Here is a 16,595-nt window from a genome sequence, read left to right as displayed (position 1 = left end):
ATTTAGCCCGGTCAGCCTCTTTGCTACCGGGCTAATTACTGCGAAAGTGCAGGGATAACATGCTGAGGATCGTTGGCAATAGCCCGCAGCAGCGCTTTAGCCGGGCCTGTAGGCGAACGTCTGCCCTGTTCCCAGTTACGCAACGTATCAACACTGACAGAGATGAGATTCGCGAATTTACTCTGTGAGAGACCGGATGCCTGACGGATTTCTTTAATTTTCATCGCATCGATTTGAAAGGTGCGCGATGGCTCACGTTTGCCCTCGGCAATTTCGTTCATTTGCGCCATGCTTTGGGTTAACCGCTCAAACAGCGCCTTATCCATTTACCACCTCTCAATCATCTTTTTCAGAATGGCTTTCTCACTCGCGGAGAGGTCATCTTTGATCCCTTTACGATAGATGAGCAGCAACCTGATTTCAAACTCACGCGTACGATGAAAATAGATGACTCTGACTCCACCACGCTTCCCCTTACCGCCAGCAAGCCAGCGAATCTTTCGCAGGCCTCCCGTATTTTGGATAAGATCGCCGTACTCCGGTTGCGTAGCCAGGAATATCTGGAACCTATGATATTCGTCGTCATCCAGTAACGTTTTGACGTCTTCTGTGAAAATATCCGTTTCAATGAATAGCATTAATCATACGCCATTGGCTTATAGTAACAAATGCTCAATGTACGTCAATGACGTACCCCTGGCTAATTACGTTAAAGGGATACGCTGAATAAAGCGAATGGTACTTCCTGCTACGTTGTGTATTTGCGAGCCGCTTTCCAGATGACCGTTACTCCTCCTCGTTCCCACCCTCTTCATACGCGCCGTAGGGCTTCGCAGGAAGGACGATATACGTTCCCTCAAACACCGCGCCCGCCGTTTCATCGCCAAACAGCTCAACCTGCATCTGTACGCGCGCTTTGCGGCCTCGCGCCAGACGGTCAAGATCGCCACCCAGCGCACCGAGATCGGCCACCGCGCTAGGCTTGCCGCTGATAGGGGCGCTGTAGCGAATATGTGCATCAGCAAGAATAATGGTGCCGCCCAGATGACGCTCGCGCAGCATTAGCCAGATGAGCCCCCAGCCGGTAAGGGTCGCCAGCGAGAAGAGACTACCTGCAAAAAGGGTATGGTGCGGGTTTTGGTTGCCGATCTCCGGCATGGTCGTAATGAATTTCTGCCCTGTGTACTGCTGAATACGCACGCCCATTTTTTCACTGAGCGGAATGTGCTCATACCACGCCTGCTGCAGCTGACCGCACCAGTCCGCACGATGCAGAATGTCATCCAGCGTGGCGATGGGTTTGATCATCAAAAAGTGGCGAATCGGCGTGGTCTGCGGGGCAGTAATTTCTCCCTGGTTAACAAAACCGAGCTTGGCAAAGAACTCGACGGCGTCTTCACGGGCGCTACAGGTGACGCGCTTAACGCCTTCCTGACGGGCGACGGACTCCAGCGTCATCGCCATCAGGGTACCGAGCCCTTTATCCTGCACTGACGGGTGAACCGCCATAAAGCGAATAGAGGCTTCATTGTCGGCATTGATATACAGTCGCCCAACGGCGACGAGGTTACCCTCTTCATCCACCACCATTTGATGGTGCGCCATCGCATCCCAGGCGTCACGTTCAGACCCTTTAGGTTGATGTAAGGGTTTGCGCAGCATTTCCCAGCGGAAATGGTAGTAGACCTCTAACTCTTCTTCCGTTTGCGGTACTCGAAGGTGATACATAGCTGTACTCTCTCTGGTTACCCGCGGCCACGCCGCCAGTTGGCTCATACCTGGAGCCAGAATGTGACGGGGCCATCGTTCACCAGCGATACCTGCATATCTGCAGCGAATCGTCCGGTTTGCGTATTCATTTCCTGCTGACGGCAGCGCTCAACAAAGTACTCGTAAAGGGCTTCTGCGCGTTCTGGCGCAGCACCTTTAGAAAAACCAGGCCGCATGCCACGTTCGGTATCTGCGGCCAACGTAAACTGGGAAACCACCAGCACGCTTCCACCCGCCTGCTGGACGTTGAGGTTCATCTTGCCTTCCGCATCGCTAAAGATGCGGTAGCCCAGTACGCGCTCACACAAGCGGTTGGCTTTTTGTTCGTCGTCATCCTTTTCGACACCCAGGAGCACCAAAAGTCCTGGGCCAATTTCACCCGTCACCTCATCCGCCACGGTGACGCTGGCACGGGTTACGCGCTGAATCAATGCAATCATGGTTGGTCTGCTTCTTGTAGTTTTTCAGCTTCTGCTGCTTTTTTGAGTTCGCGGTAGACCCCGAGAGTGACAGTTATTTCGGCACCAAGCAAGACGATACACCACGTCCAGTAGACCCAGACAAACAAAATGGGGATCACCGCCAGCACGCCGTAAATCAGCTGATAAGAAGGGAACATGGTGATATAAAGCGCGAATCCTTTCTTGCCCAGCTCAAAGAGCAGCGCCGCGACCAGCGCACCCACCACGGCATCCCGGTTGGGTACGCGCGTGGTTGGTACCACGCTGTAGAGCAGCCAGAACGAAAGCCACGATAAAATCAGCGGGAAGATACGCAGCACGTTATCGATCACGCTGTTTAAGTCGCTCGCCCAGCGCAGCGAAAGAAGGTAGGAACTGATCGCCAGGCTTGCCCCCGCCAGCAATGGGCCAAGGGTTAAAATCATCCAGTAGACGGCAAAGGAGTAAACCTTCGGGCGGACTTTTTTGCTCCGCCAGATGGTGTTGAGCGCACTGTCGATGGAGTACATCAGCAGCAGCGCGGTAACAATAAGCCCACATGCCCCCACCGCCGTCATCTTGCTGGAGTTGGCGACAAACTGCTCAATATAGTTCTGTATGACGTCGCCGGTGGCCGGAATGAAGTTTGCGAAAACAAAATGGCGAAGCTGCAGGCTGACATCTGCAAACATCGGAAACGCGGAAAACAGGGCAAAGATGACCGCCACCAGCGGCACCAGTGAGAGCAACGACACATAGGCGAGATTCCCCGCCAGCGTCGTCATGTTGTCCTCATCAATGCGGTGCCAGAGCAGCTTCAGCCATGCCCGAAGCGGCCGAGTATGGTGCGTGGCTTTTTGATGAACGGTTTTTAGCATAACTGCTTCGCAAAATAGTTCGGTATCGTCTCTTTTCCGGTCACCAGAATTGACGTGATACCTAACTGGTTAGCTCCCTCTATATTATCGGCGTTGTCGTCGAAAAAGACCGCATCAGCCGCGGAGAATCCTTCTTCCTGCAGAACCGCCTGATAAATACGCGCTTCAGGCTTGCGCATGCCCATCTCCTGGGAGAGATAGATTTTATCCGCTGCCGCGTGGATCTCCGGGTATTCATCCGGCCAAAACGTGGTATGCAGGCGGTTGGTATTTGACAGCACCACCACGCGATGCCCCTGCTCGCGCAGTTTATGCATGATGTCGGTGACTTCCGGGCGGATCGCGACAAAGACTGCCTGCCAGCCATGAGAAAACTGCTCATAGCTTAACGGCAGATCCATTTCATGGCAGAAGCGCTCTGCGAATTCTTCATCGCTTATCTCGCCGCGCTCGTGCTGGTGGAAGGTCTCACCCATCGCGAAATTCTGTTTTAACGTCGCCAGGGGAACACGGCTAAAATCGCTCCATGCGCCCAGCACCCGATTAAAATCGATATCGACGATTACATTTCCTAAGTCAAAGATATAAAGCATGTTTATCTCCTTTCGCCGTGGAAAAGTAACTGTAGCGGGAAAGATAAGGTTTGGCTATGCGTGAGATTCAGCTTAAAGAAATGAATGGCCCGAACGTGAATGTCGGGCCAGGAGAAGCGTTAGCCTGCCTGCTGTTCGTCGGTTGAAATCACTTCAACAATTTCAACTTTGCTGGATTTGAGATGATTTTGCAGCGCCGAACCGGGCAGTTCGTCGGTGAAGAGCGCCGTCGCCTGCGCAACGTTGCCAATTTCCACCGCCGCAGACGCCTGATATTTCGTATGATCGGCCGCTAACAGAATGTGGCGAGAGTGGGCCATCATGGTTTTCACCACGCTGGCTTCATTGACGTCAAATTCCATCATCGCACCGTCGTGTTCGATCGCCCCGACGCTGGTGACCAGGTAATCCGCGCGGAATCCTGATACGAATGCCGTGGCCGCCGGGCCGATAATGCCGCCGTTATGCGGACGCAGCGTGCCACCCGGCACCATGACTTCAAAGCGCGGATTCTTATACAGAATATGCGCCACCCGCAGGCTGTTGGTGATGATGCGCAGATGATTATGGTTAAGCAACGCCCGGGCAACATGCTCCACGGTCGTCCCGATAGTGATAAAGATGGTCGAACCATCGGGAATATAGTCCGCAATCGCCTCAGCAATGGCCCGCTTCTCTTCGGTAAGCGAGACTTCACGCTGCTCGAATGCCGTGTTCACCACGCTGGATGCCCTGCCCGCGCCGCCGTGATGACGCGTGATCAGCCCCTGCTCGCTGAGCTTGCGGATATCCCGGCGCACCGTTTGCGTGGAGACATCCAGCAGTTGTGCCAGTTCATCAATGTTCATATAGCCGCGATCGGCAATCAACGTTAGCAGCTGATCGTGACGCGGGTTGCCGGTCAGTTCGGTAAGGCTCATGGGCTGTCCTCTGAAAACCATCACGCCCCGCATTTTATACAAAAAGTGACAAAAAAGAGCGGGTTTGATCACAGTCGGGTATACCCGCGCGCCCGCCGGGCTTTGTACATTTAAGGGCTGCGACGGCGCTGGCAAAACGCACGGCGTCGGCTGAAGGCGTTTGCTGTCCCAGGCTGAACGCCAGCGCGCCATGGAAAACGTCGCCCGCCCCGGTGGTATCAATGACGTTGACCTCAAAGCCGGGCTGATGGCACAGCGTGTCATTTTCCAGCCAGAAGCAGCCGTCACGCCCCTGCGTGACGTAAACATGTCCATTTGTGAGCGTTTGTGCTTTTTTCAGCGCGTCTTCAGTTTCCTCCCGCTGCGTTAAGCGCCGGAGTCCCGGTGCGGAGAAGGCCGCATGATCGCTTAAGGCAACCAGATCCGCGATGTCCTGCGGGGTGACATCCGCATCAAGAAGGGTCGGCACACCCTGCTGACGGGCAAGGGTAAACGCCTGCTTTGCGCCGTCATGCCAGCGCACGTCCGCTAACACGATATCCCATTGCGAGAAGTCGATTTCACGCAGCCAGTCTGCCGCGGCAGGGAGATCGGGGCTGGGATAGTTCGCAATCACGCGCTCCCCGCTGCCGTCAACCAGCACCGCAGACTGTGACGAACGCGCATCTTTAAACACGCGCGTGTAGCGGGTGTTCACCCCCAGGGACTCCAGCTCCGCCAGCAGCCGTCTACCGGTATCGTCGTCCCCCACCCGACCAATAAAATCCACTTCCGCGCCCAGCCTTGCCGCCGCCACGGCCGCCGTTGCCGCCGGACCGCCGCCCACTTCCGTATAGTCTTTTGCGACATATTTCCCACCTTCTTTAGGTAAATCATTGAGATACCAGATGCGATCCAGCACGGTTATGCCGACACAAACGATGCGAGTCATGGTGATTCCTTCTGCGATTTCTGATGCCTTCATTTTAATTTCACCAAATGTTTAAAAAGTGACCCGTGTCAATTTTTTGACTATAAATTACAAATACGATCAAAAACAGACACCACAAACGCGCAAAAATTGACACGATGTGACAGGAGAGAGGCATGTCAGCAATCGCATTTATCGGCTTAGGACAGATGGGCGCACCCATGGCGAAGAATCTGTTGAAACAGGGCCACCAGCTTAACGTTTTTGATGTGAACCCGCAGGCGGTTCAGGCGCTGGTGGAAAACGGCGCACGGGCGGCGGCTACGCCCGCACAGGCAGCAACGGATACCGAATTCGTGATTACCATGCTGCCAAACGGCGACCTGGTGCGCAGCGTGCTGTTCGGCGAGCACGGCGTGTGCGAAGGGTTATCCCGCGACGCGCTGGTCATTGATATGTCCACCATTCACCCGCTGCAAACCGACACGCTGATCCGCGACATGGCTGAGCAAGGCTTCAGCCTGATGGACGTGCCCGTCGGACGCACCTCTGACCATGCCATCGCCGGTACGCTGCTTCTGCTGGCGGGCGGTACGGCGCAGCAGGTTGAGCGCGCCACCCCCCTCTTAATGGCGATGGGCAATGAACTGATTAACGCCGGCGGGCCGGGAATGGGCATCCGCGTGAAGCTCATCAATAACTACATGAGCATCGCCCTGAACGCCCTTTCCGCCGAGGCCGCCGTACTGTGCGAAGCGCTTGGCCTCTCCTTTGACGTGGCGCTCAAGGTGATGAGCGGCACGCCGGCCGGCAAAGGTCACTTCACCACCTCATGGCCGAACAAGGTGCTGAAAGGGGATCTTTCACCCGCCTTCATGATCGACCTTGCGCATAAAGATCTGGGGATCGCCCTGGACGTGGCCAACCAGCTCCACGTTCCGATGCCGCTGGGCGCGGCTTCCCGCGAAGTTTACAACCAGGCACGCGCCGCCGGGCGCGGGCGCGAAGACTGGACGGCCATTCTTGAACAGGTTCGCGCATCTGCCGGGCTGAAAAAATCACACTGATACGAAAGGACTGAGGAATGACGATGTACACCCTGAAAGATATCACCCGACCTTCCGGCGGTTTTGCGATGCTGGCAGTGGACCAGCGCGAAGCGATGCGCCTGATGTTTGCTGCGGCAGGCGCGCCGGTGCCGGTAACCGACCAGCACCTGACGGATTTTAAGGTCAATGCGGCAAAAATTCTATCGCCGTACGCCTCAGCGATCCTCGTCGACCAGCAGTTCTGCTATCGCCAAATTGTGGCGCAGCAGGCCGTCGCCAAAAGCTGCGCGACGATTGTGGCGGCCGACGAGTTTATTCCGGGGAACGGGATCCCGGTCGACAGCGTGGTAATCGACAAAAACATCGACGCGCAGGCGGTGAAACGCGATGGCGGCAAGGCGCTGAAGCTGCTGGTACTGTGGCGCAGTGATGAAGATCCGCAGCAGCGTCTTGAGATGGTGAAGGCGTTCAACACGCTGTGCCACGACAACGGGCTGCTGAGCATTATCGAGCCGGTTGTGCGTCCACCGCGTCGCGGTGCCGCGTTTGACCGTGAACAGGCGATTATCGACGCGGCCAAAGAGCTGGGTGACAGCGGTGCCGACCTCTACAAAGTGGAGATGCCGCTGTTCGGCAAAGGCTCGCAGCAGGCGCTGCTGGCGGCCTCGCAGAAGCTGAACGAGAACATCGCTATGCCGTGGGTGATCCTCTCCTCCGGCGTGGACGATAAGCTATTCCCGCGCGCCGTCAGCGTCGCCATGCAGGCGGGGGCATCGGGCTTCTTAGCCGGTCGCGCCGTCTGGTCATCGGTGATTGGCCTGCCGGATACGGAGCTGATGCTCCGCGATATTTCCGTACCAAAACTGCAGCGTCTGGGCGAGATCGTCGACGAAATGATGGCTCGCCGTTAAGAAAGGACCCGAACATGAAATGGTTTAACACCCTGAGTCATAACCGCTGGCTCGAACAAGAGACCGACCGCATTTTCGATTTCGGCAAAAACGCCGCCGTACCAACCGGCTTTGGCTGGCTGGGCAATAAAGGGCAGGTGCGCAGCGATATGGGCACCCATCTGTGGATCACCGCCCGCATGCTGCACGTGTACGCGGTGGCGGCGAACATGGGCCGTCCCGGCGCGTACGCCCTGGTTGAGCACGGCATCAATGCCCTGAACGGCCCGCTGCGCGACAAACAGCACGGCGGCTGGTACGCCTGCGTAAACGATGAAGGCGTGATTGATGCGTCCAAGCAGGGTTATCAGCATTTCTTCGTGCTGCTGGGCGCGGCGAGCGCCGTCACCACTGGCCACCCCGAGGCGCGCAGGCTGCTGGACGACGCCATCGAGGTGATTGAGCGCTACTTCTGGAGCGAACAGGAGCAAATGTGCCTCGAGTCCTGGGACGAAGCCTTCAGCAAAACGGAAGATTACCGCGGTGGTAACGCCAACATGCACGCCGTCGAAGCTTTCCTCATCGTCTATGACGTGACCCACGATCGTAAGTGGCTCGACCGCGCCCTGCGTATCGCCTCGGTGATTATTCACGACGTGGCGCGCAAAGGGGAGTACCGCGTTAATGAGCATTTTGATACGAACTGGAACCCGATCCGCGATTACAACATCGATAACCCCGCCCACCGCTTCCGCGCCTACGGCGGCACGCCGGGACACTGGATCGAGTGGGGACGCCTGATGCTGCACCTGCGCGCCGCGCTGGAAGCCCGCTTTGAAACGCCGCCGGAGTGGCTGCTGGAAGATGCGAAAGGCCTGTTTCACGCCACCCTCCGCGACGCCTGGGCACCCGACGGGGCCGACGGCTTTGTCTACTCCGTGGGCTGGGACGGCAAGCCTATCGTGCGCGAACGCGTGCGCTGGCCAATCGTCGAGGCGATGGGCACGGCCTATGCCCTCTACACCGTCACCGGCGAGGCGCAGTACGAAGCCTGGTACCAGAAGTGGTGGGATTACTGCATCAAGTACCTGATGGATTACGAAAACGGTTCATGGTGGCAGGAGCTGGACACTAATAACGAAGTGACCACCAAAGTCTGGGACGGCAAGCAGGATATTTACCACCTGCTGCACTGCCTGGTGATCCCCCGCCTGCCGCTGGCACCGGGCTTAGCCCCTGCCGTAGCCGCCGGATTACTGGATAGCCTGGCCAAATAATAAAGACGGAGTTTTTATGCGTACCCTACACAATATTGACCTGAAAAATAACGAAAGTGGTTTCACCCTGCGCTGGCAGGACCGTCTGATTTTATCCCACACCGCGGATGCCCCTTGCCTGTGGATCGGCGCAGGCGAGGCGGATATCGAGATGTTTCGCGGCAACTTCAGCATCAAAGACAAGCTCAACGAAAAGATTGCCCTGACGGACGCGACCGTCACGCAGCAAAGCGCGGGCTGGGCGATCCGCTTTACCCGCGGCGATGCGGTGAGCGCAACGCTGCTGGTGGGCGTCGATGCGGAAGGCCGTCTTGAGCTGAAGCTTAAAAACGATGCTCCCGGCCATAACCGCATCTGGCTGCGGCTGGCGGCCCAGCCAGAAGATCATATCTACGGCTGCGGCGAGCAGTTCTCGTACTTCGATCTGCGCGGCAAGCCGTTCCCGCTGTGGACCAGCGAGCAGGGCGTGGGCCGCAATAAGCAAACCTACGTGACCTGGCAGGCCGACTGCAAAGAGAACGCGGGCGGCGACTACTACTGGACCTTCTTCCCGCAGCCTACCTTCGTAAGTACCCAGAAGTACTACTGCCACGTGGACAACAGCTGCTACATGAACTTCGACTTCAGCGCGCCGGACTTCCACGAGCTGGCGTTCTGGGAAGATAACGCCACATTGCGCTTCGAATGTGCAGAAACGTATGTCGATCTGCTGGAAAAAATGACCGGCCTGCTGGGGCGTCAGCCTGAACTGCCGGACTGGGTTTACGACGGCGTGACGCTGGGTATTCAGGGCGGCACCGACGTGTGTCAGCAAAAGCTCGACGTTATGCGCCAGGGCGGCGTGAAGGTGAACGGCATCTGGGCTCAGGACTGGTCCGGCATCCGCATGACCTCCTTCGGTAAGCGCGTAATGTGGAACTGGAAGTGGAACAGCGAGTTGTATCCGCAGCTTGACGAGCGGATTGAGCAGTGGAAAGAGGAAGGCGTGCAGTTCCTCTCCTATATCAACCCGTACGTCGCCAGCGATAAAGATCTCTGCGAAGAGGCATCGAAGCGCGGCTATCTGACCAAAGATGCCGACGGCAAGGATTACCACGTTGAGTTCGGTGAGTTCTACGCGGGCGTTATCGACCTGACCAACCCGGAAGCCTACGGCTGGTACAAAGAGGTGATTAAAAAGAACCTTATCGCGCTGGGCTGCGGCGGCTGGATGGCCGATTTCGGGGAATACCTGCCGACCGATACCTTCCTGCACAACGGCGTCAGCGCCGAGATCATGCATAACGCCTGGCCTGCCCTGTGGGCGAAATGTAACTACGAAGCGCTGGAGGAGACCGGCAAGCTCGGGGAGATCCTGTTCTTCATGCGCGCGGGCTACACCGGCAGCCAGAAGCACTCGGTGATGATGTGGGCCGGGGATCAGAACGTCGACTGGAGCCTGGACGATGGTCTGGCGTCCGTCGTACCAGCGGCGCTGTCGCTGGCGATGACCGGGCACGGGCTGCACCACAGCGACATTGGCGGCTATACGACCCTCTTTGAGATGAAGCGCAGCAAAGAGCTGCTGCTGCGCTGGTGCGACTTCAGCGCCTTTACGCCGATGATGCGTACCCACGAGGGCAATCGCCCTGGCGATAACTGGCAGTTCGACGGCGATGCGGAAACCATCGCGCACTTCGCGCGCATGACCACCGTCTTCACCACCCTGAAGCCGTACATCAAAGCTGCGGTTGCGCAGAACGCGAAAAGCGGCCTGCCGGTGATGCGCCCGCTATTCCTGCACTACGAGGACGACGCGCGCGCCTACACGCTGAAATACCAGTATCTGTTTGGCCGTGACCTGCTGGTGGCGCCGGTTTATGAAGAGGGCCGCCGCGACTGGATGCTCTATCTGCCGCAGGACAGCTGGGTCAATGCGTGGACCGGGGAAACCTGCCAGGGCGGCGACGTCACCGTTGATGCTCCGCTCGGCAAGCCGCCGGTGTTCTATCGCCAGCACAGCGAATGGGCAGATCTGTTTAGCACCTTACGTCATATCTGATAAGGCTCGCCCGCAGGGAAACCTGCGGGCAGACGGAGAATAATAATGAGTCAACTTACTTCCGATCCGGCAACCCTACGACTGCCGTTTAAAGAAAAACTCGCCTACGGGATGGGCGACCTCGGCTCTAACATCCTGCTGGATATCGGCACGCTCTATTTGCTGAAGTTTTACACCGACGTGCTGGGGCTGCCGGGCACCTACGGCGGGATTATCTTCCTGATTGCGAAGTTCTTTACCGCCTTCACCGACATGGGTACCGGGATCATGCTCGACTCCCGGCGCAAGATTGGCCCGAAAGGGAAGTTCCGCCCGTTCGTACTGTATGCGGCCTTCCCGGTGACGCTGCTGGCAATTGCCAACTTCGTCGGCACGCCGTTTGAGATGACCGGTAAAACGGTGATGGCGACGGTGCTGTTTATGCTGTACGGCCTGTTCTTCAGCATGATGAACTGCTCCTACGGCGCGATGGTGCCCGCCATTACCAAAAACCCGGACGAGCGCGCGTCGCTGGCCGCCTGGCGTCAGGGCGGCGCCACGCTGGGCCTGCTGCTCTGTACCGTGGGCTTTGTGCCAGTGATGAACCTGATAGAAGGTAACGACCAGCTTGGGTATATCTTCGCTGCAACCCTCTTCTCGCTGTTCGGGCTGTTCTTCATGTGGTGGTGCTATAAGGGCGTGACGGAGCGTTACGTCGAGACACAGCCTGCAAACCCGGCGCAAAAACCGGGCCTGCTGCAGTCGTTTCGCGCCATCGCCGGGAACCGTCCGCTGTTTATCCTGTGCATCGCCAACCTGTGCACGCTGGGCGCCTTTAACGTCAAACTCGCCATCCAGGTCTACTACACGCAGTACGTGCTGAACGACCCGATCCTGCTGTCGTATATGGGCTTCTTCAGCATGGGCTGTATTTTTATCGGCGTCTTTATGATGCCCGGTGCGGTGCGGCGTTTTGGCAAGAAAAAGGTCTACATCAGCGGGCTGATGATTTGGGTGGCGGGCGATCTGCTCAACTACTTCTTCGGCGGCGGCTCGGTGAGCTTCGTGGCGTTCTCCTGCCTGGCGTTCTTCGGTTCCGCGTTCGTGAACAGCCTGAACTGGGCGCTGGTCTCCGATACCGTGGAATACGGCGAGTGGCGCACCGGCGTGCGCTCCGAGGGGACGGTCTATACCGGCTTTACCTTCTTCCGAAAGGTATCGCAGGCGCTGGCGGGCTTTTTCCCGGGGATCATGCTCACCCAGATCGGCTATGTACCCAATGTGGTGCAATCCGCCGGAACGGTTGAAGGGCTGCGGCAGCTGATATTTATCTATCCGAGCCTGCTGGCGGTCATCACCATCGTGGCGATGGGCTGCTTCTACAACCTCAACGAGAAGATGTATGTGCGCATCGTGGAAGAGATCGAACTGCGCAAACGTACGGCATAAATGACGTGAGAAAGCGCCCTACGGGGCGCTCAGAGGATCGACCATGAGACATAACACTGATCCGTTAACCCTGAAGTTGAGCCTGCGAGAGAAGTGCGCCTACGGGATGGGCGATTTTGGCTCGAACCTGATGCTCTGTATCGGGACGTTGTATTTGCTGAAGTTTTATACTGACGAACTGGGTATGCCTGCGTTCTATGGCGGCATCATTTTCCTGGTGGCGAAGTTTTTTACCGCGTTGACCGACATGCTGACCGGCGTGCTGCTCGACTCCCGGCGCAACATCGGACCGAGGGGGAAGTTCAGGCCATTCATTCTTTACGCTTCCGTCCCGGTGGCGCTGGTCGCCACGGCGCAGTTTATGGCCAACGACTTTAGCCTGACGGTGAAAACGGCTCTCGCCACCGTGCTCTTCATGATGTTTGGCCTCTGTTATAGCCTGATGAACTGCGCCTACGGCGCGATGGTCCCGGCTATCACCAAAAACCCGAACGAGCGCGCGCAGCTTGCGGCGTGGCGTCAGGGTGGCGCAACGGTGGGACTGCTGCTCTGCACCGTCGGCTTTATGCCCATTCAGGCGCTGTTCGTCAGCCAGCCCTCACTCGGCTATCTGGCGGCCGCGCTGGTGTTCGTCACCGGCGGCCTGTTCTGCATGTGGTGGTGCTATAGCGGCGTGAAAGAGCGCTACGTGGAGCTCACGCCCGATCATCATAAGCCCGGCATGCTGAAATCGTTCTGCGCGATTTTCCGTAACCCGCCGCTGCTGGTGCTGTGTATCGCCAATCTCTGTACCCTCGCCGCATTTAACATCAAGCTGGCGATTCAGGTCTATTACACCCAGTACGTGCTGAACGATCTGCACCTGCTGTCGTGGATGGGCTTCTTCAGCATGGGCTGCATTCTGATTGGCGTGTTTCTGGTGCCGGGCGCGGTGAAGCGATTTGGCAAGAAGCCGGTCTATCTGGGCGGGCTGACGCTATGGGCAGTGGGCGACGTGCTGAACTTCTTCTGGGGAACCAGCTCCCTGCTGTTCGTACTGTTTTCCTGCATGGCCTTTTTCGGCACGGCGTTTGTGAACAGCCTCAACTGGGCGCTGGTGCCGGATACGGTTGATTATGGCGAGTGGAAAACCGGCATTCGTGCCGAAGGGTCGGTGTATACCGGCTACACCTTCTCGCGCAAAATCTCCGCCGCGCTCGCCGGTTTCCTGCCCGGGATTATGCTGACCCAGATTGGCTACATTCCCCATGCCGTGCAGAGCGCGGGCACGCTGCTGGGGTTGCGTCAGCTTATCTTTCTCTGGCCTTGCGGTCTGGCGATTATCGCCGCCATCACTATGGGACTTTTTTATAAACTCAACGAAGCACGCTTCGCTTCCATCATTGAGGAGATTGGAAAACGGAAAAAACAATCCGCGAATACCCCTGAGATAACCACCAACAATAAAGCGTCAGCAGTCACTTTATAACAATAAATCCGGCCATTCTTTCCTTCCTGTTAATCAGGAGGGAGGCCTTTCTGTACCTGATACATGGACAAATTATGAAAAGAATCATTACTGTACTGATCGTGTCGTCTGTGTCCTGCCCGGTATTTGCCGGAGCGTATGTCGAAACGCGTGAAGCCTACAATACGGCCTCTGAGCTGCACGAGGTGATCCTGCGCGCGGGATATAACTTCGATATGGGCGCGGGGCTGATGTTCACCAACGCTTATAACGTGGGGAAATGGGATGAACTCAAGCACAGCTATAACGAAATAGAGGGGTGGTATCCGCTCTTCAAACCGAACGACAAACTCACCTTCCAGCCCGGCGGGTTGATTAACGACAGCAGCGCAGGGTCCGGTGGTGCGGTTTATTTAGATACCAACTACAAATTTACGGACGGGTTCAACCTGACGTTCCGCTATCGCTATAACCATAACAATTACGATACGCCGGACTATAACGGGCAGATGGATAAAAACGACACGCACGAGTTTGCCAACTACTGGAATTTCAAAGTGACGGATGCGTTTTTCTACACCTTTGAACCGCATTTTTTCCAGCGGGTGAATGATTACCACAGCAAAAATGGCAAAGACCATCACTGGGAGATTACCAATAAGTTCAGCTATAAGATCGACAGAAACTGGCTGCCGTATCTTGAACTGCAGTGGCTGGACCGATGGAATGATTACAACCGCGAGCAGTACCGGATTCGCCTGGGATTACGGTATTCGTTCTAATAAAAAAGCCGCTGATCGCTCAGCGGCTTTTTACATACAGGACAGCGTAAACGCTAACCTGTATTACTCTTCTTTCGCACCGCGCATTGCACGTTTACGATCGTTCTCGGTCAGGTGACGTTTACGGATACGAATTGACTGTGGAGTCACTTCTACCAGTTCGTCGTCATCGATGAATTCCAGAGCTTGCTCCAGGGTCATCTTGATCGGTGGAACCAGAACCGTTGCTTCGTCAGTACCTGACGCACGCATGTTGGTCAGTTTCTTACCGGTCAGACAGTTTACAGTCAGGTCGTTAGAACGACTGTGAATACCGATGATCTGGCCTTCGTAAACTTCTGCACCGTGACCCAGGAACAGCTTACCGCGGTCCTGCAGGCTGAACAGTGCGAACGCAACCGCTTTACCCTGACCGTTGGAGATCAGAACGCCGTTGTTACGCTGGCCTACTTCGCCCGGACGAACATCGTCATAGTGGCTGAAGGTGGAGTACAGCAGACCCGTACCAGACGTCATGGTCATGAACTCTGAACGGAAGCCGATCAGGCCACGGCTTGGGATCACGTAGTCGAGACGTACGCGGCCTTTGCCATCTGGATTCATGTTTTTCAGGTCGCCTTTACGCTCACCCAGAGCCTGCATCACAGAACCCTGATGCTGCTCTTCAACGTCCAGCGTGACGTTTTCGAACGGCTCTTGTTTACGGCCGTCGATTTCGCGGAAGATAACTTTCGGACGGGAAACCGCCATCTCGAAACCTTCACGACGCATGTTTTCGATCAGAACTGACAGGTGCAGCTCACCACGACCGGAAACGCGGAATGCATCAGCGTCTGGCGTTTCTTCAACGCGCAGCGCAACGTTGTGCACCAGCTCTTTGTTCAGGCGGTCAAGGATCTGACGAGAGGTAACGAACTTACCTTCTTTACCACAGAACGGAGAGGTGTTGACGTTGAAGAACATGGATACGGTTGGTTCATCAACGGACAGGGCTGGCAGCGCTTCGACTTTCTGCGGATCGCAGATGGTGTCGGAGATGTTCAGTTCACCCAGACCGGTGATGGCGATGATGTCGCCCGCTTCAGCGATGTCGCTCTCGATACGCTCAAGACCCAGGTGAGTCAGTACTTTACCCACTTTACCGTTACGGGTTTTGCCTTCGCTATCGATGATAGTGACCTGCTGGTTAGGCTTAACTTTACCGCGCTTGATACGACCAATGCCGATTACGCCAACGTAGTTGTTGTAGTCGAGCTGAGAGATCTGCATCTGCAGGGTGCCGTCGAGATCAACGTTTGGTGCAGGAACACGGTCAACAATCGCCTGGTACAGCGGGGTCATGTCTTCGGCCATGTCTTCGTGGTCCAGACCTGCAATACCGTTCAGCGCAGAAGCGTAAACGATAGGGAAGTCCAGCTGCTCGTCGGTCGCGTCGAGGTTAACAAACAGGTCGAAGACCTGATCAACAACCCAGTCAGGACGCGCGCCAGGACGGTCAACTTTGTTGATAACAACAATTGGCTTCAGACCATGAGCAAACGCTTTTTTGGTCACGAAGCGCGTCTGGGGCATTGGGCCATCCATTGCGTCAACGACCAGCAGAACGGAGTCTACCATGGACATTACACGTTCAACTTCACCACCGAAGTCGGCGTGCCCTGGGGTATCAACGATGTTGATACGGTAGTCATTCCATTTGATAGCGGTGTTTTTGGCGAGGATGGTAATCCCACGCTCTTTCTCCAAATCGTTGGAGTCCATCACGCGTTCTTGAGTTTCGGCACGAGCATCAAATGTACCGGACTGCTGCAGCAGCTTATCAACCAGGGTAGTTTTACCATGGTCGACGTGCGCGATGATGGCGATGTTACGCAATTTTTCGATCACAACTTTGCCTCAGGCATTTAGAAATAGCGCGTTATTGTACACGGATTAATCGCACTACAAAACAGGATCACAAACATCCCCCGCAAACAAGTATTGCAGAGATGCTTTGTGATCGCTTTCACGGAGCGGTAAAAGGGCACTTTAACGTAAATTGCACCAATATGGTGCTCAATGTTCACATTGAAGCACTATACTGGTGCAACAAATCCATTGTGGTGCAGCCCTTTTGCACTATGGTGCGCATGATAACGCCTTTTTGGGGTGTTTTAAAAGTTGGCACAGA

Annotated in this window: 16 protein-coding genes; 7 read left to right on the top strand and 9 right to left on the bottom strand. The window is 56.1% G+C overall.

The genetic code is table 11. From position 1 onward, the window contains the following. Positions 1 to 35: 35 nt before the first annotated feature. The 8 genes from nadS to AC2T6E_RS20935 form a co-directional block, all read right to left on the bottom strand. The gene (nadS, locus tag AC2T6E_RS20970; protein ID WP_061096529.1) at positions 36 to 326 is read right to left on the bottom strand and encodes a NadS family protein; all 291 of its coding nucleotides are present in this window, start codon (positions 324 to 326) and stop codon (positions 36 to 38) included. Next, positions 327 to 638: a type II toxin-antitoxin system RelE/ParE family toxin gene (locus tag AC2T6E_RS20965; protein WP_182402094.1), complete on the bottom strand. Its 312-nt coding sequence runs from the start codon at positions 636 to 638 to the stop codon at positions 327 to 329. Positions 639 to 786: 148 nt separating this feature from the next. After that, positions 787 to 1,728 carry a fatty acid biosynthesis protein FabY gene (gene fabY / locus AC2T6E_RS20960; protein ID WP_010436842.1) on the bottom strand — a complete coding sequence of 314 codons (942 nt, stop codon included), beginning with the start codon at positions 1,726 to 1,728 and terminating at the stop codon, positions 787 to 789. Positions 1,729 to 1,772: 44 nt separating this feature from the next. Next, positions 1,773 to 2,210, bottom strand: coding sequence for a D-aminoacyl-tRNA deacylase (gene dtd, locus AC2T6E_RS20955; protein WP_348573491.1), 438 nt, complete (start codon positions 2,208 to 2,210; stop codon positions 1,773 to 1,775). Continuing rightward, a complete protein-coding gene (locus AC2T6E_RS20950; RefSeq protein ID WP_348573490.1) occupies positions 2,207 to 3,088 on the bottom strand; it encodes a virulence factor BrkB family protein in 882 nt (293 codons plus the stop codon). Before AC2T6E_RS20950 ends, dtd begins: the two co-directional genes overlap by 4 nt. Then, positions 3,082 to 3,681: a glucose-1-phosphatase gene (gene yihX, locus AC2T6E_RS20945; RefSeq protein WP_010436834.1), complete on the bottom strand. Its 600-nt coding sequence runs from the start codon at positions 3,679 to 3,681 to the stop codon at positions 3,082 to 3,084. Before yihX ends, AC2T6E_RS20950 begins: the two co-directional genes overlap by 7 nt. A gap of 119 nt (positions 3,682 to 3,800) precedes the next feature. Further along, positions 3,801 to 4,601 carry a DeoR/GlpR family DNA-binding transcription regulator gene (locus AC2T6E_RS20940; RefSeq protein ID WP_032639926.1) on the bottom strand — a complete coding sequence of 267 codons (801 nt, stop codon included), beginning with the start codon at positions 4,599 to 4,601 and terminating at the stop codon, positions 3,801 to 3,803. Positions 4,602 to 4,635: 34 nt separating this feature from the next. Continuing rightward, positions 4,636 to 5,532 (bottom strand): sugar kinase, encoded by an 897-nt coding sequence (locus tag AC2T6E_RS20935; protein ID WP_470296884.1) that lies wholly within the window; start codon positions 5,530 to 5,532, stop codon positions 4,636 to 4,638. 155 nt (positions 5,533 to 5,687) lie between these two features. On the opposite strand from AC2T6E_RS20935, the gene yihU reads away from it, so the two are divergent. The 7 genes from yihU to ompL all read left to right on the top strand — a co-directional run bounded on the left by yihU (position 5,688) and on the right by ompL (position 14,425). Then, positions 5,688 to 6,578, top strand: coding sequence for a sulfolactaldehyde 3-reductase (gene yihU / locus AC2T6E_RS20930; protein ID WP_341494760.1), 891 nt, complete (start codon positions 5,688 to 5,690; stop codon positions 6,576 to 6,578). A 17-nt stretch (positions 6,579 to 6,595) separates the two neighbouring features. Then, entirely contained in the window at positions 6,596 to 7,471 is an 876-nt protein-coding gene (gene yihT, locus AC2T6E_RS20925) for a sulfofructosephosphate aldolase (RefSeq protein ID WP_214606258.1), read from the top strand. A 14-nt stretch (positions 7,472 to 7,485) separates the two neighbouring features. Continuing rightward, positions 7,486 to 8,727: a sulfoquinovose isomerase gene (gene yihS / locus AC2T6E_RS20920; RefSeq protein ID WP_278436050.1), complete on the top strand. Its 1,242-nt coding sequence runs from the start codon at positions 7,486 to 7,488 to the stop codon at positions 8,725 to 8,727. 16 nt (positions 8,728 to 8,743) lie between these two features. Further along, positions 8,744 to 10,768: an alpha-glucosidase gene (locus AC2T6E_RS20915; protein ID WP_486693117.1), complete on the top strand. Its 2,025-nt coding sequence runs from the start codon at positions 8,744 to 8,746 to the stop codon at positions 10,766 to 10,768. Positions 10,769 to 10,813: 45 nt separating this feature from the next. Continuing rightward, on the top strand, positions 10,814 to 12,196 hold the full coding sequence (locus tag AC2T6E_RS20910) for an MFS transporter (RefSeq protein WP_108417981.1): 1,383 nt from the start codon (positions 10,814 to 10,816) through the stop codon (positions 12,194 to 12,196). A gap of 43 nt (positions 12,197 to 12,239) precedes the next feature. Continuing rightward, a complete protein-coding gene (locus AC2T6E_RS20905) occupies positions 12,240 to 13,664 on the top strand; it encodes an MFS transporter (RefSeq protein WP_148400126.1) in 1,425 nt (474 codons plus the stop codon). Between the two features lie 74 nt (positions 13,665 to 13,738). Beyond that, entirely contained in the window at positions 13,739 to 14,425 is a 687-nt protein-coding gene (gene ompL, locus AC2T6E_RS20900) for a porin OmpL (protein WP_416719893.1), read from the top strand. 63 nt (positions 14,426 to 14,488) lie between these two features. On the opposite strand, the gene typA is transcribed toward ompL, so the two are convergent. Further along, complete coding sequence (gene typA / locus AC2T6E_RS20895) at positions 14,489 to 16,312, bottom strand: ribosome-dependent GTPase TypA (RefSeq protein WP_010436831.1); 1,824 nt, start codon at positions 16,310 to 16,312, stop codon at positions 14,489 to 14,491. Positions 16,313 to 16,595 lie beyond the last annotated feature (283 nt).

The organism is Enterobacter sp. B79-1 (assembly GCF_057444735.1).
This window is presented reverse-complemented; position numbering and strand designations above follow the sequence as displayed.